The organism is uncultured Corynebacterium sp., assembly GCF_946998835.1.
Classification (GTDB): domain Bacteria; phylum Actinomycetota; class Actinomycetes; order Mycobacteriales; family Mycobacteriaceae; genus Corynebacterium.
On the sequence record NZ_CAMQAZ010000015.1, the window covers coordinates 23962 to 47489 of the forward strand.

Below are 23528 nucleotides of genomic sequence, written 5' to 3' on the forward strand. Positions count from 1 at the left end.
GGCTCCTATGCAAACACGAAACCCGCGTTCTCCGCTCGGCAAAACTGCCGTGGAGACCGCGGGCTGTGGATGGATTTCAAAATGTTCCAGTGGCTGTGGATAACTTCAAACAGCTTACGTCGTCGTTACCTACCACCAGCTCAGGCGACTATTCCGAACCATGAACCTGAATGTCGCCAATAGCGACGGGGACTAGAGTCTCTGGAGATTGCACGGCCAAATCACGGTCTCCGACAAGTGGATTGTCAGTATCGTCAGTATCAGTTTCCGTATCAGAATTACTGTCGGCTACCGACTCTGCGGCCGTCGGCAAGCCAGAGACCCAGATAACCAAATCCTTCCACTCTGTGTCATGCCCATCAATGTCGATAGTGGTGGTACCGGAGGTGGCAGTTGCGTGGCCGAGCACCTCCGTGCCGTCCAGGTTTGTCGATGTGGCATCGCGTAGGCCGCGCACCTCAATCTGCGCACCCGGAGTCGCCACGACCTTGAGCTCACGGATAGTAGCCGGCTCGTCCAGAGTTACTCGAATACCTACACCGGGCTTGAAGTCGTTTGGACTATTGCCGAACTGGCTGAGGTAATTGGACGAAACCCAGTAGGTTTCCGCGTCATCATCGATAGTCCGACCGGCCAAATCTGGGTTGTCCGGGCCAGCTGCCGGGTTATCGCTGTCGGCCTGCCACTCCTTGGCGTCGGCAAGCGAAAGTGCCGTGAGCTTAGCGGGGGCGCGGCGCACAGACTCGGAGTTAATCGGAGCATCGGCCGAACGGTTGACCAGGCCGAAGATGCCGGCGGCAACGAGCGCACCAACAATCACTACACCGACAACCATTGCGCCGGTACTGAATGCGCGGGTGCGGCTCTTGCCATAACCCTTAGACTGCTGAACCTTGCCGTTGGCATCGACGGATTCATTCGAACTGGTATCGGGATCAATGGCCAGGAATTCAGAGGAATCGGGTCCGAGAGCCGCGGAGCGCAGTTCTTCGGCAAGCGTGCGGGCCGGGGAGGGGTGCTCCTCCAAGGCCTCGGGGTCGGCCTGCTTTGCGCGGTCAATTGCCTCGGAAATATCCGACGGGATATTAGGTGCCTGAGCAAACAACTCATCGACAACTGTCAGTAGCGCGTCGTAGTCTGAACGCTCGTTGGCATCGGGCAAAACGACGGGGAAAGCGTTGTAAATCTGGCCCTCGCTACTGATGCGCAACTGTCCAGGCTTGTTAATCAGGCCCAGGCAGCGGCCGGATTCGTGGGCATCGGCAACCGTCTCCGCGAGGGAAGCCACCGCGAGCGCCAGGGCATCGGGGTGCGCATCCTGGTCGAACCGATCAATACCGATACTTCTGGTCCAGTCGGCGACAATCAGAACCTCGGTGCGCGTCTTTGCCACACTGTGAATGCGTGACATACCGGCACTGGCCAAATCACGGAGCTCGTTGGTTGTGGTCGCAATCTTCTGCGCGGCGGCCGATGGCGAGCTGTCGTAGTACGGCAGCGCAATCGTGTCGACGAAGACAAGCGCGACATCCGAGTTGTCGGGATCACCCATGTCCATGGCACGCCACAGGCGCAGACCTGGGTAGGTGGCAATCTCGGAGCGCAGGCGGAAACGGCCGCCCGAAACCATTTCGCCCGGCACATAGCGGGTCGGTCGAGACCCCTGCGTCGGCATCGGTGGCAGGAGCGGCGAGGCGGTGAAGCCCTCGTTTGCCAGACCCGTAGCCTCGCCGATGAGGTTCGACGGGGCGATGGAGAAAGCGTCGGCGGCGAAACCGCGTTCGCGCTCCATGGCATCGCGGTCGGCGACGGCATTGTCCGCGGCATGGGGCTGTGGAGCAAAGCGGCGCAGACCCGGGATACGGCCGAGGAAGCCGCCGAGAACCCGTACCTCTTCCAGCGGGGCCTGGGCCAGTACAACGCCGGTACCGATGAGGAAAACCACGCCGGTGACAATGGTTTGCAGCAGTACGCCGAAGGAACCGAAGAAGTTGAACAGTCCGAGGTCGGTCAGTGCGAATGCACCCCAAGCAACGGCAACGCCAACAATCGATGCACCCAAGGCCCACAGCACCGTGTGGATGGTCGCCTTACTGTCCAAGTGCCCGAGCGTGCGGCGCAGCAGCAAGTAGCCAATCACCGCACCTGCGACGAAACCGAAACCGTTGGCAGCACCGAGCAGGACGACAACGGTCTCGTCGTCAGAGGCCAGGCGGGGGGCGAGGAACGACAGAATCACCTTCACGGTGGTAATGCCGAGGATGATGAAGGTCGGTGTCCACGCTTCTTCCCGGGCGTAGAAGACGCGTAGGTGCAGAAGCACAATGGCGTATGGGATAAGCGAGAATGCCGAGAACGACAGTGTCCAACCGAGAATCTCCGCGGTCTCGCGGGGGAACTCAAGATAGGCGAACAGACCGACGGCAATCGGGCGGCCGAAGGCAGTGAAGAAGGCAACGATTGGCACCAGCGCAATCATGGTCAGGCGAGTACCAATCGAAAGGTCGCGCACCACTGCCTCATCATTGCCGTCGGCTGCATTGCGCGACAGGCGTGGCATGATGGCGGTCAGCAGTGTGACACCGATGATGCCGTAGGGCACCTGTAGCAGCAGCCATGCCTGCTGATAGATCATTGGCGCTGCCTTGGAAGCAGTCGAGGCGATGTTGGTGGTGATGAAATAGCCGACCTGGGAGATCGCCACATAGGTGATAATCGCAACACCCATACCAGTGAACTGCTTGATACGGTCGTCAATGCCCCAGAGCGGACGCAGATCAATACCCGCGCGCTTGAGGTAAGGAACCATAATGGCCGCCTGAATAACGACACCCAAGGTGGTGCCAAGACCCAGCAGCAAAATATGCGGATCGGATAGGGAACCATCCGAATCCGGGCTTAGTTGACCGGGCAGCAGCAGATAGAGCAAGAGCGTGGCAATGGCTACAACGTTGTTGGCAACGGGTGCCCACGCGCCGGGTTTAAAGATTCCCTTGGTGTTAAGAACCGCCATGAGCAGCGCAAATATGCCGTAGAAGATAATCTGCGGCAATAATAAAAACGCAAATGAGGTAGCCAGTGGCACGTTGACCTTGCCGGCCTCATTGAGGCTCAGTCTGGTCAATAGTGGTGCGCCTATCACCGCCAGCACCGTTACTACTGCCAGCAGTGTCATCGACACGGTTAAGAGGCGTCTGATGAAGGCGGCACCGTGGTCCGGGTCCTCCTTCTCCGCGCGTACCAACACCGGCACCACCAGGGAGGTCAGCACCGCGCCGAGGACGATTTCCGTAATCAGGTTTGGCAGGGTGTTGGCGACGTTGAAGGCTGAAGCGACAGCGGGGCCCAGCGTCGCGCCGATAAGCAGGTTTCGCAGGAAACCCGTGATGCGCGAGATGAGGGTGGCCACCGCCATCGAGCCCGTCGAGGCCACGATGTCAGAGTTCGACTGTCCCTGATCTGCATCCGCCGTGGAGTTCCCTGTGGAATCGTCGGCAGTCGTTGCCGTTGCTGTCGCTTTCTCCGCTGCCGACGATGATGGCGTATTGGCCTTCGTCTCCAGGGCAGTGTCGGAGCTTGCCTTGCGGCCGGATACGCGGGTCAGGTCCGGGGCTGCTTCTGCCGACTGTAGTTCGGCTGTCGGCCGTGCCGCCGGTACCGGGGCCGGCGGCGCGGGGCGACGAATGCGGCCTCGAAGTCCAGATTTATGCGCGTCTGAGTCAGTCACATGTCCTATTGTTGCTTAAAAGGAGGTCTATTTCCGAAAGGGCTGTGACCGTTTTGCAGCAAAAAACCCGCCAACAGTGACGACGACCAGTGTCACGACAGCCAGAATCCCTACCGAAGCGCCCGATCGCACGGAAATACTCACTGATTGAGAAATAGGCGCGCCATCGGGAGATTCGAGCCACAGCAACAAATTGTGGGAACTAGCGCCGCCTCCTCGCGGCCGCTGCCCTTCCGGCGCATTGGTTGCCGAAGTGAATTCCGCATCGTCACCTGACTTCGGAGTGAACTGGACAGTCACCGATCCCTTAGCGGGGATGGAAGCTTCGTACTTCTCCTCCATCACCGAATCACCAGCTCCTACGCGCACGAACGCGGGCACCGGCAGCGGCAGCCCGTTGCGTGCCAGCACCACAACCGGTGACAACTGAGTTGCGCGCGTGTAGACACCACCAGGAGCCACCAGGGTCACCGAATTACGCAGGCGCCGAGTCATAATCAGCGCCTGGTCACTGAGCTCCTCACTCTGCTGCTGTACTTCGGCGGAATGCGTCATGTCCCGTCGGCCGAGCGCCGTAAATGAGCGCAGCAAGTCGTGGCGCAGCGGGCGGGTGAATTCATACCGCGTGAGTGCCACGTTCGAATTGTTGGACATGATTGTGGTGAGATCAGTGATTTCGCGCGAGGCCAGCTGCGCCTTGTCCACGCGTGCCTCATTCACCGGCGCGGGATCGGCTATCTCGTCGATTGGGGTGACAGGCCCCGCATCTAGGTCGTGAGCCGCGCTGCTAAGCGTGTCAGCCAGTGGTGTCGGCTCCGCCAAATTGGAGTGCACCGCGTCCCGAACTGCGGCCATGAAATCCTCAGCATCACTGGCGCGAGGATTCCAACCGGCCGGTGGGGCCGCCACCACGGCTGCGCGGGAATCATTCGAATCGGCCAGTGATTGGAACATCGTGCCGATTGCCATTTGCATACGTGCAGTCTCGGAGTCGATGCTGAAATTGTAACGGCCGAGCACGTTCGAATACGCCACCGTCTGCGGCGATCGTCCGGTCGCCGCCAGAGAGGCCGTCAGTGCTCCGGGGAGGGCGAAGGCGCGGCTGCCGTCGGCAAGCACGCCACTGTGGCCCGTGGGCAACGTCAGACCGTCGGCGGTGACGGCGGTGTTGTCCGCGACTAACACGGTGGTATCGTGTGCCGCCTCTGGCGGAGTCGGTGGGGGCGGTGCCGACGTGTCCTGATCTGCGCGGTCTTCGAATGCGCGCTCCGGAGTGATTCCGTCCAGGGCCGTGGCCGCGGAATACAGCGGAGTGCTTTCCGACGTCACGAACCCCTCGGCTGGCAGGTAAACCCCCGGCAGTGTCTGGACATTTAAATGCTTGGCAATAGTGTGCTGACCAGCGGCAAGTGCCTCCATGGAAAGCTCTTGATCGCCAACGCGAGCGACAGCACTGATATCGGTACCACCCCATGGCAGCGACAGCGTACAGGTGTCTTGCGTGAGCTTGTGCAGGCGCTCGAGCCAGGAAGCGGCAGCGTCGCTAGCGGGCATGTGCGTGAGGTTGGTATCGTCCGCGCTGCCCCAGGAATCACGCAGCCGTGGAGAGGCCTCCACGGGGCTTGGCCGACTGTTACCAATCCAGTATTCGTCGGTCATCCGGGAGATCGCATCGAGGGTCTCTGGGTCGATAGCGATGCACGTTGACTCCCGCAGCCGTTGTCCATCGGGCCCACTGAAGCCCTTTTCCAATGATGTGAGCAGGCCGTCGAGACGGCCACCATTGTCGAGGGAATCTGCCAGTGAGTTATTGGTCAGAATGAGATTCGGTGACGAGGGTGCGTCACCGGTTTCGCCACCGACTAGTGGTACTGGCTGGCTGATGGGCCAAATCAGGGAAAACGGCGCGGGGTCTTGGTTGGCCGGCGCGTCGGGAGTGCCAGCATCGGTGTCGGTATCTTCCTCGTCATCGGCACGTTCCCCCGACTCGTCCGTCGCAGCAAGCGGATCGGTGACCGGCAGTAGTACGCGCGTCTCTGCCAGGAGGCGGTCAATGTCATCCACTGGCTGACCATTGGCGTTGATGAGCAGTGGAAATGTACCCGCCTCAGTGATGTCGAGTCCCTCCGGTGCCGGCGCGGAGATAGGAACGTTCAAGGTAATCTCGCGCGTCTCCCCCGCTTTCAGCACAATCGGGGTACTGAAATCACCAGCCACATTGAAGACCGATTCGGGCTCGGCGAGAATCGTCCGCGCATCGGCAGAGGAAGCCAACGCATCAGCTCGCTGCAGGCGCAGCGACACATTGCTGATATCCGCATCAGAGGTGTTGCGCACCTGCACTTTGACGGTCAGCGTCGAATGCAAAGGCGCGACCTGAGGTGTGAAATCGGTTATTGAAAGCCGAAGGGGGCCTTGCTCGCCGACACGATTGGTGCTGCTTCCCCACAGCTGCTGGTCCTGTGCAAAAGCTGGGGGCGCAACGGCCGTCGGCAAGCACAGTACGAGCGCAGCGGTAGCGGCCGTGACTTTACGAACAGCAGTCCTTGGCAACTCCAACCTGAACATAGAGGCAATCACCTCGGCGTCTGCCGACCTGCTCGCTTCTCCGCGCGGGCGAGATCGGGCAGCATATTGTGTGCGCGCCGGGCCAGTTTGCGCTCGTCAGCGTAGGCCAGCCGTTCCACGAGGGTATCCACAGGAACCCACATGACTTGAGTGACCTCGGGGTCCTCGTCGTTCAAATCGCCATCGACGTAGCGCAGAAGGTGGTGGTGCACGGTCTTGTGAATCCGCATGCCGTCGGAGACAAACCAGTAGTCAATAACGCCGAGCTCTTCGATGACCTCGCCGCGAATACCCGTCTCTTCCCAGACTTCGCGTTCGGCAGTGGAATCGAAGGCTTCGCCGGACTCGACATGGCCCTTGGGCATTGACCACAGCAGACGTCCGCGGCGATCGTGCCGGCCAATCAGCGCAACATAAATCCGCGACAGATCGACCTTGCCGCCGTCGCCGACCGCCTCAGCCAGGCCAGAGACGACCAATCCGCCCGCTGACGTCTCAATCGAGGTCTGCATCGGCGCCGTATTCTGCGGGCGCGATGCCTGCGCGCGACGATTATTCGTGCGCTTCGACTGTGCGTTACGACGGCGGTTGTGCCTATCCTGCCCGTGTTTGCGGCTGCCGCGATTGTGCGACTGCTTCGAGCCCCGTGCCGACTTCGATGATTTGGAAGACTTCTTGGCACCACCGGAGATTGGCTTGCCCGATTTGGGGCCATTGGCGCCAGAGTTGTTGCGCTTCGCGGAATTTCCGCTGCTAGTAGCGCTATTGGTGTTGGTGGACGCGGAAGCGCCGCCCCTTCTGCGCGGTCGCCGACGACGTCGACGGTTCGTTCCCGCCGAGTTGTCATTGCGTACCACGTTGTTCATTCCACTTAGACTACCGGGTTTATAGGTATAAGCGGGTATTGTGTCGGTCGTGACACAATCGACTCCTTCAACGACAAATGGTGAACAGCCCGAGGACACTACGCCCCACGGCGCTACTCCGGCTGCTGCCGACGTGGACCCACAAGTGCGCAAGACCGCAATGCTCGCAGTAGCAGATCAGGCGATTGCCAAGGAGTCGGAAATTCTCGATTCGTTGGCGGCCGCGTTTAATACGGCCGGCCACCGGTTGTACCTTGTCGGCGGTTCTGTGCGCGATGCCCTCTTAGGGCGCCTGGGGGTGGATCTTGATTTCACCACCGACGCTCGCCCGGAGGTAACGCGCGCCATTCTCGATGACTGGGCCGACATCGTTTGGGATACCGGTATTGAGTTTGGCACGCTGTCCGCAGAGCGCCACGGCCGTCAGGTGGAGATCACCACGTTCCGTGCGGACACCTACGACCAGGTGAGCCGTAATCCGGAAGTCACCTTTGGCGACACGCTGGAAGGCGACCTAATCCGGCGCGACTTCCGCTGTAACGCCATCGCCGTCGAGCTGCATGGTGACGGTACCCGCACCTTCCTCGACCCGCTCGGAGGTTTCGAAGACTTGGTTGCGGGGGTGTTGGATACCCCAGGTGCGCCGGAGATTAGCTTTGGCGACGATCCCCTGCGCATGCTGCGCGCCTGCCGTTTCGCATCCCAGCTCGGGTTCGATGTGGCACCGCGGGTGTTGAAGGCCTTAAAGGAAATGTCCAGCGAGATTGACCGCATCACGGTTGAGCGCGTCTCCGCTGAGCTGAACAAACTCATCCTGGGTGCAGACCCCAGTCGAGGCATCGACCTGATGGTGGAATCCGGGTTGGCTGACCGCGTCCTGCCGGAGATTTCCGACATGCGCATGACGCAGGATGAACACCGCCAGCACAAGGATGTCTACCAACACTCCCTGCAGGTCATGCGGCAGGCCATTGACCAGGAAGAACCGGGTGAACCGGATCTCGTGCTGCGCTGGGCGGCGCTGCTGCACGACTGCGGCAAACCCGCCACCCGTGCCTACAACGAGCAGGGCAACGTCACCTTCTATCAGCATGAGGTGGTCGGTGCGAAGCTGGTGCGACGCCGTCTTCGGAAGCTGAAGTTCCCGAAGAAGACCAGCCACGAGATCTCACAGCTGGTCTATCTGCACATGCGCTTCCACGGTTACGGCGAAGGCAAGTGGACGGACTCGGCAGTGCGCCGCTATGTCACCGATGCCGGAGACCTTTTGGAACGGCTCAACAAAATCGTGCGGGCTGACTGTACGACGAGGAACCGTCGTAAAGCAGCACGCCTCGCGCGAGCCTGCGACAGCCTGGAAGCGCGAATTGAAGAGCTCGCCGAGCAGGAGGACCTCGCACGTGTGCGCCCGGACCTGGACGGTAACGAGATCATGGAAATTCTGGATTTAAAGCCCGGCAAGGAAGTCGGGCAGGCCTGGAATTACCTGAAAGAGCTGCGACTGGAGTCCGGTCCGCTGGAGCGCGAAGATGCTATTCTGGCGCTGAAAAAATGGTGGTACGAGCAGTCCGGTGAGCCGGCCGAAAGCGAAAGTGAGAGCTAATGGCACCGATTAATCCGGAAAACCTCTATGGGGACCGGTTCTTTACCAGCCTTGAGCGCAATGACCCGGCCGCCGGCATGCTGCTGCTTGCCGCGCCGGGCATGCTCTCGCCGGAGTTCGCCCGCTCGGTCATTTTCCTCATTGAGCACGATGAACACGGCACCCTCGGCGTTGACCTCACGCAGCGTTCACAGACTCCTGTGCACAATGTGCTGGAGCCCTGGGCGCCATTGATGGCTAAGCCGCCGGTGCTCTACGTCGGTGGCCCGGTCAACCAGACGCAGCCAATCTGCATTGGCGTGGTGCGAAATGGCGCCACCGTCTCAGAGGAGACCGACAACATCACCGGCGCACCGCTGATGGAACGTATCGCGCACCGGTTTGCGCTGGTCAACATCGGTGTGAAGCCGGAGGATGTGCGTGATCGCATCGATGGTGCGCGTATCTTCGCCGGTTATGCCGGCTGGGATCCGGGTCAGTTGGAAGACGAACTCGACCGCGGGGATTGGTACGTCGCCCCCGCCCTGCCCTCCGATGTACTTGCCCCTGCTGCCGCTGACATCTGGGGTGATTGCATGCGCCGTCAGCCCTGGCCGCTGCCGTTGTATGGCACCTATCCCGTAGATGTCCGCGACAACTAAATGGGTGAGAACATCAATATCGAGGGAAATAGCGCCGAGGTAAACGCCACTGCAACTAGCAACCGCAGCGACATAGCCGCCGGTATTCGGCAGACACTGCCCGTGGGTATGGGCCTTATTCCGCTGGGCCTCGCTTTTGGGCTGCTCGTCGCCCAGACCGGTTTTAGCTGGTGGTGGGCACCAATCTTCTCCATTGTGGTCTATGCGGGGTCGATGGAGTTCCTCGCTGTTGGCCTGGTCATGGCCCATACTGGTCTGCTCGGCTGTGCAGTGACCTCGTTTATGGTCAACTTCCGCCACGTCTTCTATGGGCTGACGTTCCCCCGCGACAGGATCCGCTCCCGTCTCGGTCGCGCATACTCGACATATGCGCTTACCGACGAGTCGTATGCTATTGTCTCTGCGGCGAATCCAACCGAAGAGATGTCGGGCCGCCGCCTGCTCACGATTCAGATTCTCTGCCAATTGCTGTGGGTGGGCTCCGGTATTGTCGGGGCCTTGACGGGAGCAGCGTTGCCCGAGGGGATCCGCGGTGCCGAGTTCGCACTGGTAGCGCTTTTTACGGTGCTGGCCATGGACGCGTTTGAGACTTCCAAGGACTGGTCATTGCCCCTGTCGGCCATCGTCTGCACGTTGGTGGGTTGGCTGATTAACCCCAAGCAAATGCTGGTTATCGGGCTGCTTCTGTACTTCGGAATCCTGCTGCTGCGCGTGTGGTCACCGGGAGTGGATCGGGTGATGCGCATGACGTCGGCAAGCACGGAGCGTACGGCGGAGGGAGAGCGCGCATGACCGCATTGCCCAATTCTGGCTATGTGCTTGCCGCGCTCTTTGCGATGGGTGCGGTGACAGTTGCGCTGCGCGCACTGCCGTTTGCCTTCGTGCGCACTCTGAAGGGCTCTCCCCTGTTCGAATTCCTCGGCACGACCATGCCGGTTGGAGTCATGGTTGCGTTGGTTGCCTACACCGTCTTTGGCCGGTTGGGGCTCAGCGGCGAGGGTGGCGACCCCGGCGCCGCGTGGGCCGTGCCCGTGGCGCTGGTGGTCACCATCTTCCTGCACTGGTGGCGGCGCAACACCGTGGCCTCGATATTTGTGGGCACGGCGCTGTATATGGTGCTCGTGAACCTGGTCGTGTGACTACACGCGCAGGTGACCGACGCGCTGCCAAGCCGGGTCGTAAGCGGTGTCAACAACGTGCTCGCCCTCGGACCACTTCTCCGCAAGCGTACGCAAACCAGCCTCAGCGTCGGAGGCTGGGTCAATGAAAAAGTGCATCAGAGCCATGCCATCGCACTGTTCCGTCGCGACGAAAATACCCTTGTCCTCAGCGATGACTTCGGCAGCAGCGGTATTGAACTCAGAGAGGGATTCCTTGGACTCGTCCGTCGGCAAGCCCTTGTCATCAATGCGAGCAAGCATGAGCTGAATCAGGACATGCTGCGTCATAGTCGGGCTCACTAGCTGCGTAATCGGAGCGCGAGTAGCGACGACGAGCGGCTGGCCGTTGGCTTCGGCATCAATGGTGAGCCACTCCGGGCACTCTTCCGCGAGCTTCTCGACGACACTGCCCAGCTCCGGTAGCGGGATAGCACCTTCAGGCTCCTCGCCAGCGAAGGCAAAGCCGCGCAGCCACAGGCCGAAGTCCTCCTCACCGAGAGCCAGCTGCAGCAGCGTGAAACCGAGTTGAGCTACCAGGCGCTCGCCGTCCTCCAGCTGAGCAATTGCCGGGAACAGCGGGTGGAACAGGCGAACGTCCACTGCCCCATGGCCAGTACTCACAGCCACGCGGGCATCTGCCGGGTCGACCTCGGCGGGAGCCTCAGCATCGAGAGAGCCCTGCGCAACCAACGTGGCCGCGACATCTCCCAGCGACAGCTTCATCGCCGGGTCTGCCTGACGGAGGTCGGTGAAAGACCACACTGCGCCGTCGTCAGGCGCGGCCTCCAGCCAACGGCGAGCGACTGGGCGCAGCTCCGGGTCACCTGCGGCGCTCACAGTCAGAAGATGGCGAGAATACGGAGCACCGGCCTCAAAACCCCAAATGAGGCGGTCATTAATAGCGGCGATGCGGCCGCCGACTTCCTTCTGGACATCAATAATGTCCACATCGGCGGCGTTCGGTGCGCCATCGACACCGAGCTGCACGCTGAACATTGCGTCGAGTGCATCGGCGCCAAAAGAGTTCCACCACGACCAGAACTCGTTGATTGCGGTCTCTTCTGCGGCGCGCTGCTCCGGTGAGACAGGGGCCGGATTCTCGTTAGCCATATTGGATTTCACACTTTCGTTTGCTCGTTTAAAACCGAACTTCCTATTGTGCGCCCCAGTATATGTGGCTCTATGTCCCAGGCTGGATTCGTCTCTCAGCTACGTGTCCCAGGTCGGTCCTGGCTATGAGACCGCGCTACGCTGGCTGTCGCTCCGGCTCAGCTTCTGCCTCCTTGCCCCAACGAGCGGCATAGACCGCACAGATCATCAACTGAATCTGGTGGAAAATCATCAGCGGCAAAATGTAGAGGCTGGCATCGGCGCCGAAGATAACAGCGGCCATTGGCAGGCCGGTGGCCAGGGACTTCTTCGAACCACAGAACTGAATGGCAATGCGATCGCCGCGGTCGAAGCCCATCTTCTTTGCGATGAAACCAGACAGGCGCAACACGAACTCCACCAGCACGACCGAGAGCACACACAGAATGACAATGTCTCCGACTGGTACCTTCGACCAAATGCCCTGCACCATGCCCTGGGAGAATGCGGCGTAGACAACCATTGCGATGGAAAGTCGGTCGACATTCTTGGTCACCTTTGCCGCGGCGAACTTGAAGGTCCAGCGGCGAGTGACCTGGCCGATTGCGAATGGCAGCAGCAACTGCAGCGAAATATCCAAAAACACCGAAGAATCAACGTGGACGCCACCGCCAGTGGCCATCAGCAGCATCACTAGCACCGGTGTGACGACGATGCCCAGCAGGTTAGAAGCCGAAGCACTGACAATCGCACCAGCGACATTGCCCTTGGCGATGGACGTGAAGTTCACACTCGACTGCACTGTTGACGGGGCCAGCGTCATGTACAGAATGCCCAGGTAAAGCCCTGGGGAGAGAATCAAATCCAGCGGTTTCATCAACAGGCCGAGGATTGGGAACAGCACGAATGTGAAAGCCAGAATGGTCACGTGCAGTCGCCAGTGTTTGACACCGGCCAATGCGTCCTGCGGACTCAGGCGTGCACCGTAGAGGAAGAATAGGAAACCAATGGCAATCTTCGTTGCCCAGCCGAAAACCTCAGCGGTCGTGCCGCTTGCAGGAAAAATAATCGCCAGTATCGCTGCAGCAACGATACCGACGATGAGGGGATCTGGACGCCAATTCACAATTCGTTGCCACATGAACAAATAGCTTAGTGTGCAACCAGATGTTGTCTTACTGTTTTGCTGTTTTACCGTTTTGCAGAAGCTTTTTCCTGCAATAACGTTTTACTTCTGCTGTTCAGCTGCCTTGCGTAGCGCATCCTTGTCCACCGGCTTGAAGGTGGCATTCGAGGACGTGCCCTGGTCCGTGCACAGTCCCTCCAGCCCACAGGAGCCGCAGCCACCGGAGACACCGCAGTCAGCTGCCGGGTCGTCGGAGCAGCAGGCATCTTTGTTCGAGGCATTAGCAGCAGCGTCAGTGGCGGCGGAGTCACAGCCACAACCGCTGTCACCGTCACCGCACCCACAACCGGAGTCGGACTCGGTGGAGACCTTGGCGTCGTAAAGCGCGATGGTGTGCGAGCCGATAGCCGCACCGACGCCGAGCATGGCGATACCGGCAAGCAGAGCGACGGCGTACCACAGCCACATCCAACCGGAGGCCTCCGGGCGGACGGCGAGGAAACCGAGCATGGCGGCACCGAGGAAAGCGATGGCAGACACAGCCCACGGCGGACCGGCAACACGGTGCGTAATATCCCAGTTTTCCTGCGACTTTCGAGCCTCGGGCGCGCGAATTCCAATCCAGTTATTACCCGGCAGCTTCGCCGACCATGCCAAACCAGCGACAACGGCTACGCAAACAGCCAGAACCAGGGTAATTACAGGGATGACAATCATGCCTCCAATTTATATAGGTGGTTGGGCACGTGCCAAACGCACCTATTAGACTGTGAGACCATGACCAACAGCGAAAAGTCCTCGTCCTCGGCAGAAGCCACCGACTACCGCTACTCCCCCGAGCTGGCGACTCAGCTAGAGGGAAAGTGGCAGGCGTATTGGAAAGATAACGGCACCTTCTACGCCCCGAACCCGGTGGGCGATCTAGCAGCTGCCGACGGCTCGACTCCGCCGGAGGACAAGCTTTTCGTCCAGGACATGTTCCCGTACCCGTCCGGTGTCGGCCTGCACGTAGGCCACCCGCTGGGCTACATCGCCACCGACGTCTTCGCACGCTTCCACCGCATGCAAGGCGCAAACGTGCTGCACACCCTGGGCTACGACGCCTTCGGGCTGCCGGCGGAGCAGTTCGCGATCCAGACCGGTACGCACCCGCGCGTGACGACGGAAGCGAATATCGCCAACATGGAGCGCCAGCTGGGCCGCCTGGGTCTCGGCCATGACCGCCGTCGTGTTTTCGCGACTACTGACTTGGATTACTACAAGTGGACCCAGTGGATTTTCCTGCAGATTTACAACGCCTGGTTCGATGAGGAGCAGAAGAAGGCACGTCGCATCGATGAGCTGATTCCGCTGTTGGAGTCCGGCGAGATGGCTACCAAGGACGGTCGTGTCTACGCCGAGCTCAGCGGGACTGAGCAGCGCGAAGCCGTCGATGAATTCCGCCTGGTCTACCAGTCGAATTCGATGGTCAACTGGTGCCCGGGCCTCGGCACTGTGCTGTCCAATGAGGAAGTGACCGCCGAGGGCCGCTCCGAGCGCGGTAACTTCCCGGTCTTCCGCAAGCGCCTGGGTCAGTGGATGATGCGCATCACCGCATACGCCGACCGCCTGGTCGACGACCTGGAGCTGCTGGACTGGCCGGACAAGGTCAAGTCCATGCAGCGCAACTGGATTGGCCGCTCCCGCGGTGCCGAGGTCGACTTTACAGCTGAGGTCGGGCCGAAGGTCTCCACCAAGATTACGGTCTTCACCACTCGCCCAGACACCCTTTTCGGTGCCTCCTACATGGTGCTCGCTCCAGAGCACGAGCTGGTGGACAAGCTGGTCGAAGCCGGCAGCGGTTCCTACGAGGGCGTCGATGAGCGTTGGACCTTCGGCAAAGAAACCCCGGCTGAGGCCGTTGCCGCTTACCGCGCCGCAATCGCCTCCAAGTCCGACCTGGAACGTCAGGAGAACAAGGAAAAGACCGGCGTCTTTCTGGGCGCTTACGCCACCAACCCGGTCAGCGGCGAGCAGGTGCCGGTGTTCATCTCCGACTACGTCCTAATCGGCTACGGCACCGGTGCCATCATGGCCGTACCCGCTCACGATGAGCGTGACTACGAGTTCGCCACCGCTTTCGGTCTGCCAATCCGCGAGGTTGTCGCAGGTGGCGACATTGCGAAGGAAGCGTACGTCGGTAACGGCACATGCGTGAACTCCGCCAACGACTCCGGCCTGGACATCAACGGCATGGACAAGGACACCGCCATCGCCACTGTCATCGAGTGGCTGGAGAAGGAAGGTACTGGCCACGAGAAGGTCCAGTACAAGCTGCGCGACTGGCTGTTCGCCCGCCAGCGCTACTGGGGTGAGCCCTTCCCCATCGTCTACGACGAGGACGGCCACGCCCACGCACTGCCCGAGTCCATGCTGCCGGTTGAGCTGCCAGAGGTCGAGGACTACAAGCCGGTCACCTTCGACCCGGACGACGCCGACACCGAGCCAAAGGCTCCCCTGGACAAGGCCACTGACTGGGTCAACGTCGAGCTCGACCTCGGCGATGGCAAGAAGAAGTACCGCCGCGACACCAACGTCATGCCGAACTGGGCAGGTTCTTCCTGGTACCAGCTGCGCTACATCGATCCGAACAACGCTGAGAAGTTCGTCGACCTGGAAAACGAGCGCTACTGGACCGGCCCGCGCCCGGAGACCCACGGCAAGGACGACCCGGGTGGTGTCGACCTCTACGTCGGTGGTGTTGAGCACGCAGTGCTGCACCTGCTCTACTCCCGCTTCTGGCACAAGGTCCTCTTCGACCTCGGCTACGTGACCTCCAAGGAGCCATACCGTCGCCTGTTCAACCAGGGCTACATCCAGGCCTACGCCTACACCGATGCCCGCGGTGTCTACCAGCCGGCGGATCAGGTTGTTGAGCGCGATGGTAAGTTCCTCATCCCAGGAGGCGCCGAAGATGGCTCTGACCTGGAGGTATTCCAGGAGTATGGCAAGATGGGCAAGTCCCTGAAGAACGCCGTCTCCCCCGACGAAGTCTGCGACAACTACGGCGCCGACACCCTGCGTGTCTACGAGATGGCCATGGGTCCGCTGGACACTTCCCGCCCGTGGGCTACGAAGGATCTGGTCGGCTCGCAGCGCTTCCTCCAGCGCGCTTGGCGCCTGGTGGTCAGCGAGGACACCGGCGAGCTCGCCGTCACGGACGCAGCGCTTACCGACGACGACCTCAAGGCCCTCAACCGCACCGTGGAAGGGGTTACCTCTGACTACGCGGAGCTGCGTGACAACACGGCCGTCGCAAAGCTTATTGAGTACGTCAACTACCTGACCAAGACCTACGGTTCGGCCGGTGCACCGCGCGCTGCTGTGGAGCCGCTGGCGCTCATGCTTGGCCCTGTGGCACCGCACATTGCGGAGGAACTGTGGAGCCGCCTCGGCCACACCGAGTCCCTGGCACACGGTCCGTGGCCGGCAGTTGACGAAAAGTGGCTGGTCGACGACACCGTTGAGCTGCCAGTTCAGATCAACGGCAAGGTTCGCGCCCGCATTGACGTGGCAACCGATGCCTCCCGCGAGGACATTGAGGCCGTGGCGCGTGCCGACGAAAAGGTGGTCGCAGCTGTGGAGAACGCCGGTGGCAATATCGTGAAGGTCATTGTCGTTCCGGGCAAGATGGTCAACCTGGTTGTGAAGAAGTAGCCAAGGAAGCCAGTGCATACAAGAAAGTGTCCGGGTTTATGACAGTTTGAGGCCTAAAATTGGCTCAAATTTGTCATAAACCCGGACACTTTCTCGCTTGAGGCTTTCTTGCAAAAACCTCAAGAGGGTGGCACCGAGGCTGGCCGCCTCTTACCCCTACTTCACGCCAAGGATAAGGACACCGAATGTGGAGACCATCCACATCAAAGTGAAAGGCATGAGCACCCAGCACATGGCCAGCCACGGGCGCCAGTTGCGGAAGTTCTTCCACTCCACGTAGGTCTGCCAGAAGCCCAAAAGGCAGCCGACCAGGGAGATTACGCCTGGGACAACCGGGAAGAGAATCTCCCAAGTGCGTGAGCAGATGAAGCTAGACTTGCCCGCATCACAGGTGGGGCCACCGACGATTGCGCCGGCGATACCAATAATGAGGCCCGCCAGCAGGGTCGTAAGAATCACGCCTGCGGTGTAGACATAGGCGCGCTTGCCGGAGTACATCTTGCGCTCAAGCTCGTCGAAGAGTTCATCCTCATCGCGCTCAGGTGTGTTGTCTACCATCTGCTCCCCTCGCCTCTAAAATGCCGTACTAATACCGTACTAATGCCATTTGATGTGCCTGCCATATTAGGCCGGAGTAATTAGGCTGGGGTAATCAGCATTGGCACCGGGCTGTGGCGAACAATGTGGTTGGTCGACGATCCGATGAAAATTCGTCCAAAGGGGCCGAGCGTGGACGAGCCCAAGACGAGCAGGTCCCCCTTCTTCCACTTGATGGACTGAATGGCCTCTTCCCAACCGTTGCCGGAGGCCACTTCTGAATCAATGGACAAATCTGGGTAACGGGTATGCGCACGGTCGATACCGCGATCGAGTAGCCCCATGGCCTGCTCGCGCCATTCAATCATCAAGTCGGAGGACGGGCCATAGCCGTTCTCCGTGGGGTACATGGTCGCACCGCGGGGTGTAAAGGACACCAGGCGCAGTGGAACTTCCCAGCGATATGCCAGGTCAGCAGCCTTATTCAACGCGTGGTGCGATTGCGGGGTGTCGATGTAACAAATGCTGACGCGAGTGACACCGTGCTTGGAGAGCTTCGCGCCTGGGATAGCCAGCCCCAGCGGAATTGGTGAATAATGCAGCAGCGCATCTGAGGTGGAACCCGCAGTAAAGCGACTGCGATTCTTGGCGGCCCAATCCTTGGTATTACTTCGGCGGGTGCCAAGTAGAACTACATCGGCTTCGAATTCTTCGGCCTCGTTACAGATAGTCGTGGATTCGCTGGAGGACTCGATGATCCGCACAGGATCGTCGTCAAGCATGCCCTTGCGCAGACCCGCAAGTTTCAGTTCATCCTTGATGATCTTCTGCAGAGACTCGGTCTCGTTGGCAACCCAGGAGTCGTTGGTGCTCAACCGGGCCAGTGAGGTCAGCGGCCAGCCGCGTGAAAGTGCGCTTACGACGCGAATTTGCACCTTAGTGGTGCGAGCTAACCAGGCAGCGTAGGCCAGTGTTTCAGAGCCGTATTCGCCTGGACGCCACGCAATCATGATACGAAGCGGGCGGGAAGCCATCGCTAATCCTCCTGTGATTAACCAGAAATATCCAAGTGGTGCTTCTGGCTAATAGCCTACGTGGATAAGTCGGCATATATAAAACGCCGACTATAAAACCTAAAGGCTATGTGTCCTGCCTGCGGAGCGTAAACCGCGCAAGGGTTAGCTGAAAAACAGAGCGAAAAGGAGCTAGATGCCCGGGTTTGTCTTCGGGTGCTCTGGGTAGTTGTCGAGGATCTTAGACAGAATCGTTTCAAGACCAGCGCCAAATTCCAGCTCTTCCTGAGTCAGGGTGCTGAACATCTCAGCCATCTGCTGGTTGCGTTCCTCGGAAACGCGGTGCAGCTCTTCACGGCCTCGGTCGGTCAATTCCACTCGAACACCACGGCGGTCCTTGCTGTCGCGGACCCGCTCGACCATGCCGGCAACCTCGAGGTGGTGCACCGCATTGGAGGCGGTGGGCATGCGGATGGCCTCTGCCTCAGCCAACTGGCTGATACGGCAGGCGCCCAGTGTCTCCAGAGTCATCATGATGGACAGCTGTGCGCGGCTGAGCTGGGACTCCGAGGAGCGGCGGCTGTAGAGCAGTTCGGCGCGAGTTAGAAGAGGGCGGATGCGCTCAGCGAGCGCGAGAGGAGTAATGGCATCAGGGGTGCCAAGCGAGCCCGAAGATAAAGTCATAGCGACGATGTTATATGCGAACAGTGCTAGTTGCCAATACGAAATTTATTTGGGGTGCTAGTTATTTTTCTACAACTGCTGATTTTGGCAATAAAATCAGATAGTTACCCTCGGTTCTTACGCAAAAACTCAGTACGGCGCGATAAATCTGCGGACAGCTTTACGACGAGCACAGCGTGCTCCACTTCGTCGCGGTCAACTAGGCAGAAAAGCGCAAAAGCGCCAATGGCTACTTCGCAGGTAGCCATTGGCGCATTGGCGTTGTGGCGCGTCTTTAGCGTTTAGTCCGTTTAGTCTTCGCCCTTGATAAAGGCTTCGAGCTGTGCTCGCGCAACGTCGTCGGCAAGCTGCTTCGGCGGGGACTTCATCAGGTAGGAAGAAGCGGCGTAGACCGGGCCGCCGATACCGCGATCCTTGGCGATCTTGGCGGCGCGAACAGCGTCGATGATGATGCCGGCAGAGTTCGGGGAGTCCCAGACCTCCAGCTTGTACTCGAGATTCAGCGGCACCTCGCCGAAGGCCTTGCCCTCGAGACGGACGTAGGCCCACTTGCGGTCATCCAGCCAGTCCACCCAGTCGGACGGGCCGATGTGGACGTTGCGGTCATCGATCTTGCCAGCGAGCGGACCGGTGAGGTTGGAGGTCACGGCCTGAGTCTTGGAGATTTTCTTGGACTCAAGGCGCTCACGTTCGAGCATGTTCTTGAAGTCCATGTTGCCGCCGACGTTGAGCTGCAGGGTGCGCTCGAGACGGACACCGCGGTCTTCGAACAGTTTCGCCATGACACGGTGGGTGATGGTTGCGCCGACCTGGCTCTTGATGTCGTCGCCGACAATTGGAACACCGGCGTCCTCGAACTTCTTGGCCCACTCCGGATCGGAGGCAATGAAGACAGGCAGGGCGTTGACGAAAGCTACACCAGCGTCAATGGCGCACTGTGCGTAGAACTTGTCGGCCTGCTCGGAACCAACCGGCAGGTAGGAGACCAGGACATCGACCTTGGCATCCTTCAGGGCCTGGACAACGTCGACCGGTTCCGCCGGGGACTCGTCGATGGTGTCCGCGTAGTACTTGCCGACGCCGTCGAGGGTCGGGCCACGCTGAACCTCAACGCCGAGAGTGGGGACATCAGCAATCTTGATGGTGCAGTTTTCGGAGGAAACAATGGCCTCGGAGAGGTCCTTGCCGACCTTCTTGTCGTCAACATCGAAAGCTGCGACGAACTCGACATCGGAGACGTGGTAGTCGCCGAAGACGACGTGCATGAGGCCAGGGATGGTCTCGTCCGGCTTTGCATCGCGGTAGAACTCGACACCCTGCACCAGGGAGGAGGCGCAGTTGCCCACGCCGACGATAGCGACGCGAATTGAACTCATTTGGTATTTCTCCTTGAAAGTCTGTGCTCGGAGGCTTTGACCTCGCACTGTGGGGACCTCGAACCAGGGCCCCGAGTCAGGGCCCAGCACCTGCGGTGGGGGTCCGTGAGCGGGTGCACGCATCGAGCGAGGTAACGAGCGTGACGTTATACCTTTATGCGTTTCTTGCCGATGTCCACACCGCTAGGGGGCACGTGTTTACCGATCAAGCGGGGGTGAAATCCGCGTCTGCGCACCTGCTAATCTGTCCTCGTGATGACATGGCAGGGCGAGATTGATCACTCCTTGCTCAAGAAGCAGTTATTGGAGCAGTGGCGCGCAGGGGAGATTTCACGGAAATCACTCTGCGATGCCGATGCTCGATTGGTCGCCGCTGCGCGGTTTCACGGCAGAAAGTCCCAGGAAGAGTGCCCGGTATGTCGCAAATCGGACCTCCGGCTCGTATTCTGGGTATTCGGAGAAAATTTGGGCCGTCGTTCGGGCTCTGCTTGTACTGAAAACGAATTATCCGCAATAGTTAATGAGTATGGTTCGTGCACCGTCAAAGAAGTTGAGGTGTGCCTCGGGTGCAAGTGGAGTTTCCTGATCCGGACACTTCAGGCAGCTCGAGAAGAGTCAGAAAACTAGGGAGAGCACCCGTGAGCAATGATCGACCCGATAACCCAGGCGGTCCTAATAACCCTCACGAGGGTCAGGGGTCTAATTCATCAGGCGAGTGGTGGGATCAGCCGGACGCTGACTCCTTCAACACGCATGCACGCTCCGATGATGCATCGCTGGACGACGACTTCAGCGACGACATAGATGTAGCTTCAGTCGGTGACTATAAGGAGAATCCGGTTACCGATTCGGAAATGACGTCGGTAAGCGAATCGGAGCCGACGGAGGGGCAGGGCGCCCCAGATGACCATGAAGAGGAAGACCCGATGGCGCAAGATGAACAGTCCGTCGATACCAAGCGGCGGATTATAGCGTGGCTCGCTCTCGCCGTGGCGTTGGTGGTTTTGTTGCCGGTCGTTGTGTTTGGTGTTGCCTACGCGACGACGGACGTGCCAGAACCAGAGGAATTGGCCAATAGCCAGATTGCGGTGATTTATGACCGCACTGGCGAGAAGGAAATCACCCGCATTGTTCCGGAGGGTGGTAACCGAAGCAATATCACTATCGACCAGGTGCCGGATGCTGTGCGCAATGCAGTTCTGGCAGCTGAGGACCGCGACTTTTACACCAACCCCGGTTTCTCGCTGACCGGTTATGGTCGTGCGGCCCTCGGTCTGGTGACTGGTAACTCCAGCGCCGGTGGCGGTTCGACTATTACGCAGCAGTACGTCAAGAATGCCGTGGTGGGCAATGAACGCACACTGACTCGTAAGGCTAAAGAGTTGGTGATGTCGGCGAAGATGGCCCGTGAGTGGACCAAGGATGAAATCCTTGAGGCCTACCTCAACACCATCTACTTCGGTCGTAACGCCTACGGCATTGCTGCTGCGTCGAAGGCCTACTTCGGCAAGGAAGTCGGCGAGCTGAATGTGGAAGAGGGCGCGGTTCTGGCGGCCTCGATTCAGCGTCCGTCCGCTCTGGATCCGTGGACGAATCGTCCGGAGGCGGAGCACCGCTGGAACTACGTTCTCGATGGTCTGGTGGAGATGAACATCATTTCGCCGCAGGACCGCGGGGGTATGCAGTATCCGGAGACCATCGACCCGGCGCTGGCGCCGAAGCAGGCTCCGGAACCGGGCGCGGCTGCGATGATTAAGAACCAGGTGCTGGCTGAGCTGGAGCGCGAAGGTATCTCCGAGCAGGAGGTCAACACTGGTGGTCTGCGCATTACGACGACCATTGACCCGACGGTTCAGCAGGCAGCTTTGGATGCGATGGAGACCTACATCGACCAGTCAACCGGCATGCGTGCTGCAATCGTTTCGGTGGAGCCGAAGACCGGTGCTGTTCGCGCTTACTACGGTGGCGATGATCCGACTGGTTGGGACTACGCCAACAGTGGGCTGCAGACCGGTTCTACTTTCAAGATTTTCGCCCTGGCGGCAGCGCTCGATCAGGGCATTCCACTGACCGCGCAGTACTCTTCGGCACCCGTCCAGTCCGGTAACGTCACTCTGTACAACGCCGGAGGCGCTGGTGGTGGTGTTCTCCCAATCTATGAGTCCTTGAAGCAGTCGTTGAATACTCCATTCATTCGCCTGCAGCGTGACCTGAAGAATGGTCCGGATGACACCGCCAAGATGGCGCACCGCCTGGGTGTGGCTGAGTCCCTCCCGGGGATTGAAAAGACGCTGATGGATGACAATGGTCACTCGCAGGACGGTATTGCTCTGGGGCAGTACCTCACGCGTCCGCTGGATATGGCCGTTGGTCTGGCAACTCTGACAAATGACGGTGTCTACCAGCAGACTCACTTCGTGGAGAAGGTCGAGAACTCCAAGGGCGAGATTGTGTACGAGGCCAATGCTGACAATGGTGACCGCCGGGTTTCCAAGGCAGTGGCGACCAACGTGATTTCGGCCATGCAGCCGATTGCTGGCTACAGCAACAAGCCGCTGAGTGGTGGCCGTCCGTCGGCAGCTAAGACCGGTACCACGCAGTTGGGTGACACCGGTCTGAACAAGGATGCGTGGATGATTGGCTCGACTCCGCAGCTGTCGACTGCGGTGTGGGTCGGCAACGTCGACGGTTCGGCGTTGTACAACTCCAGCGGTGGCATCATGTATGGTGCTCAGACCCCGGGCGATTTGTGGAAGTACACGATGGACAACGCTCTGGCTAGTAAGGACTTTGAGTACTTCTCTAAGCCGGAGCCAGTCGGGGGAGTCGCGGGCGCGCCGCAGTACCAGGAGTCGTCGACCAGTGACTCTGAGCAGAGCAGTACCTCGGAAACTACCGAAGAGTCAGCGACCGAGGAGTCGACGCCCGAGTCCTCTGCGGAGCAGCCTGGTCCGCCGCCATTCCCGGGTGGCAATGGTGGTGGAATTGCCGATCTCTTGCCGATTCCGCTTCCGGGAGTTCCCGGTGGTGGAAATGAGGGCGGCGGAGATCCAGGTAACCCCGAGGGTGGTCAGTAAATGGATAGCTGGGTAATTTTCACCATCGTCTGTGTCGCGATTGGCTTCCTGATGTTCGGTACCGCTTTCTGGGGCTTCATGCAGAAGTGGAAGCCGGCGATTATCTGGGCTCTGTGTCTTGCGGCTTTCCTCTTCGCGACGGTCATCCCGGTGATTATCGCGTTGACGCACGCCTCCTCCACGTCAATGTAGGACGCAGGATAGGCAGTCAGCTGCTAGGACGTGGCTGCCCACTGCTCGCACGATAACTTCACACTTTCACGAGACGCACGTAGTAGACCTGTGTGCGTCTCTTTTCTTTTCGACGCACCAACCCTGCTGGCCAACTCCGCTTGCCGACGGCACTTGCGATTAGGACATATACA

General features: G+C 59.8%; 19 protein-coding genes. 8 read left to right on the forward strand and 11 right to left on the reverse strand.

The window, feature by feature from the left end:
- Nucleotides 1–148: 148 nt before the first annotated feature.
- Genes Q0U90_RS06640 through Q0U90_RS06650 form a run of 3 tightly spaced genes read right to left on the reverse strand, consistent with a single transcriptional unit; the run spans nucleotide 149 to nucleotide 7152 of the window.
- Nucleotides 149–3727, reverse strand: a complete 3579-nt coding sequence (locus Q0U90_RS06640; protein ID WP_297452789.1) for a murein biosynthesis integral membrane protein MurJ — start codon at nucleotides 3725–3727, stop codon at nucleotides 149–151.
- 27 nt (nucleotides 3728–3754) lie between these two features.
- Complete coding sequence (locus Q0U90_RS06645; RefSeq protein WP_297452791.1) at nucleotides 3755–6295, reverse strand: hypothetical protein; 2541 nt, start codon at nucleotides 6293–6295, stop codon at nucleotides 3755–3757.
- Nucleotides 6296–6303: 8 nt separating this feature from the next.
- Complete coding sequence (locus tag Q0U90_RS06650) at nucleotides 6304–7152, reverse strand: NUDIX hydrolase (protein ID WP_297452840.1); 849 nt, start codon at nucleotides 7150–7152, stop codon at nucleotides 6304–6306.
- A 169-nt stretch (nucleotides 7153–7321) separates the two neighbouring features.
- Here Q0U90_RS06650 and Q0U90_RS06655 point away from each other — a divergent pair, with 169 nt between their 5' ends.
- The 4 genes from Q0U90_RS06655 to Q0U90_RS06670 all read left to right on the forward strand — a co-directional run bounded on the left by Q0U90_RS06655 (nucleotide 7322) and on the right by Q0U90_RS06670 (nucleotide 10544).
- Nucleotides 7322–8764, forward strand: coding sequence for a CCA tRNA nucleotidyltransferase (locus Q0U90_RS06655; RefSeq protein ID WP_297452841.1), 1443 nt, complete (start codon nucleotides 7322–7324; stop codon nucleotides 8762–8764).
- On the forward strand, nucleotides 8764–9405 hold the full coding sequence (locus Q0U90_RS06660; protein ID WP_297452793.1) for a YqgE/AlgH family protein: 642 nt from the start codon (nucleotides 8764–8766) through the stop codon (nucleotides 9403–9405). Before Q0U90_RS06655 ends, Q0U90_RS06660 begins: the two co-directional genes overlap by 1 nt.
- Nucleotides 9406–9513: 108 nt before the next feature.
- Nucleotides 9514–10197, forward strand: a complete 684-nt coding sequence (locus tag Q0U90_RS06665) for an AzlC family ABC transporter permease (RefSeq protein ID WP_297452843.1) — start codon at nucleotides 9514–9516, stop codon at nucleotides 10195–10197.
- Nucleotides 10194–10544 (forward strand): AzlD domain-containing protein, encoded by a 351-nt coding sequence (locus Q0U90_RS06670; protein WP_297452795.1) that lies wholly within the window; start codon nucleotides 10194–10196, stop codon nucleotides 10542–10544. Before Q0U90_RS06665 ends, Q0U90_RS06670 begins: the two co-directional genes overlap by 4 nt.
- Here Q0U90_RS06670 and Q0U90_RS06675 read toward each other — a convergent pair whose 3' ends face one another.
- The 3 genes from Q0U90_RS06675 to Q0U90_RS06685 form a co-directional block, all read right to left on the reverse strand.
- Nucleotides 10545–11675, reverse strand: coding sequence for a DUF695 domain-containing protein (locus Q0U90_RS06675; protein WP_297452797.1), 1131 nt, complete (start codon nucleotides 11673–11675; stop codon nucleotides 10545–10547). It lies immediately after the preceding gene.
- Nucleotides 11676–11811: 136 nt separating this feature from the next.
- Nucleotides 11812–12795 (reverse strand): bile acid:sodium symporter family protein, encoded by a 984-nt coding sequence (locus Q0U90_RS06680; RefSeq protein WP_297452799.1) that lies wholly within the window; start codon nucleotides 12793–12795, stop codon nucleotides 11812–11814.
- A gap of 87 nt (nucleotides 12796–12882) precedes the next feature.
- Nucleotides 12883–13497, reverse strand: coding sequence for an SdpI family protein (locus Q0U90_RS06685; RefSeq protein ID WP_297452801.1), 615 nt, complete (start codon nucleotides 13495–13497; stop codon nucleotides 12883–12885).
- A 60-nt stretch (nucleotides 13498–13557) separates the two neighbouring features.
- On the opposite strand from Q0U90_RS06685, the gene leuS reads away from it, so the two are divergent.
- Nucleotides 13558–16476: a leucine--tRNA ligase gene (gene leuS, locus Q0U90_RS06690; RefSeq protein WP_297452803.1), complete on the forward strand. Its 2919-nt coding sequence runs from the start codon at nucleotides 13558–13560 to the stop codon at nucleotides 16474–16476.
- 156 nt (nucleotides 16477–16632) lie between these two features.
- On the opposite strand, the gene Q0U90_RS06695 is transcribed toward leuS, so the two are convergent.
- From Q0U90_RS06695 to Q0U90_RS06715, 5 genes are all read right to left on the reverse strand, one after another.
- Nucleotides 16633–17034, reverse strand: a complete 402-nt coding sequence (locus Q0U90_RS06695; RefSeq protein ID WP_070851539.1) for a hypothetical protein — start codon at nucleotides 17032–17034, stop codon at nucleotides 16633–16635.
- An 80-nt stretch (nucleotides 17035–17114) separates the two neighbouring features.
- Nucleotides 17115–18047 carry a universal stress protein gene (locus Q0U90_RS06700; protein WP_297452807.1) on the reverse strand — a complete coding sequence of 311 codons (933 nt, stop codon included), beginning with the start codon at nucleotides 18045–18047 and terminating at the stop codon, nucleotides 17115–17117.
- Between the two features lie 171 nt (nucleotides 18048–18218).
- Nucleotides 18219–18710, reverse strand: a complete 492-nt coding sequence (locus Q0U90_RS06705) for a MarR family transcriptional regulator (RefSeq protein ID WP_297452809.1) — start codon at nucleotides 18708–18710, stop codon at nucleotides 18219–18221.
- Nucleotides 18711–18814: 104 nt separating this feature from the next.
- Complete coding sequence (locus Q0U90_RS06710) at nucleotides 18815–18958, reverse strand: hypothetical protein (protein WP_297452811.1); 144 nt, start codon at nucleotides 18956–18958, stop codon at nucleotides 18815–18817.
- Between the two features lie 42 nt (nucleotides 18959–19000).
- Nucleotides 19001–20086: an inositol-3-phosphate synthase gene (locus Q0U90_RS06715; RefSeq protein WP_297452813.1), complete on the reverse strand. Its 1086-nt coding sequence runs from the start codon at nucleotides 20084–20086 to the stop codon at nucleotides 19001–19003.
- A 255-nt stretch (nucleotides 20087–20341) separates the two neighbouring features.
- On the opposite strand from Q0U90_RS06715, the gene Q0U90_RS11645 reads away from it, so the two are divergent.
- Genes Q0U90_RS11645 through Q0U90_RS06725 form a run of 3 tightly spaced genes read left to right on the forward strand, consistent with a single transcriptional unit; the run spans nucleotide 20342 to nucleotide 23355 of the window.
- A complete protein-coding gene (locus tag Q0U90_RS11645) occupies nucleotides 20342–20713 on the forward strand; it encodes a DUF5318 family protein (protein WP_366516640.1) in 372 nt (123 codons plus the stop codon).
- A gap of 11 nt (nucleotides 20714–20724) precedes the next feature.
- Nucleotides 20725–23163: a transglycosylase domain-containing protein gene (locus tag Q0U90_RS06720; RefSeq protein ID WP_297452815.1), complete on the forward strand. Its 2439-nt coding sequence runs from the start codon at nucleotides 20725–20727 to the stop codon at nucleotides 23161–23163.
- The gene (locus Q0U90_RS06725; protein WP_297452817.1) at nucleotides 23164–23355 is read left to right on the forward strand and encodes a hypothetical protein; all 192 of its coding nucleotides are present in this window, start codon (nucleotides 23164–23166) and stop codon (nucleotides 23353–23355) included. It abuts the gene before it with no gap.
- Nucleotides 23356–23528: the final 173 nt, after the last annotated feature.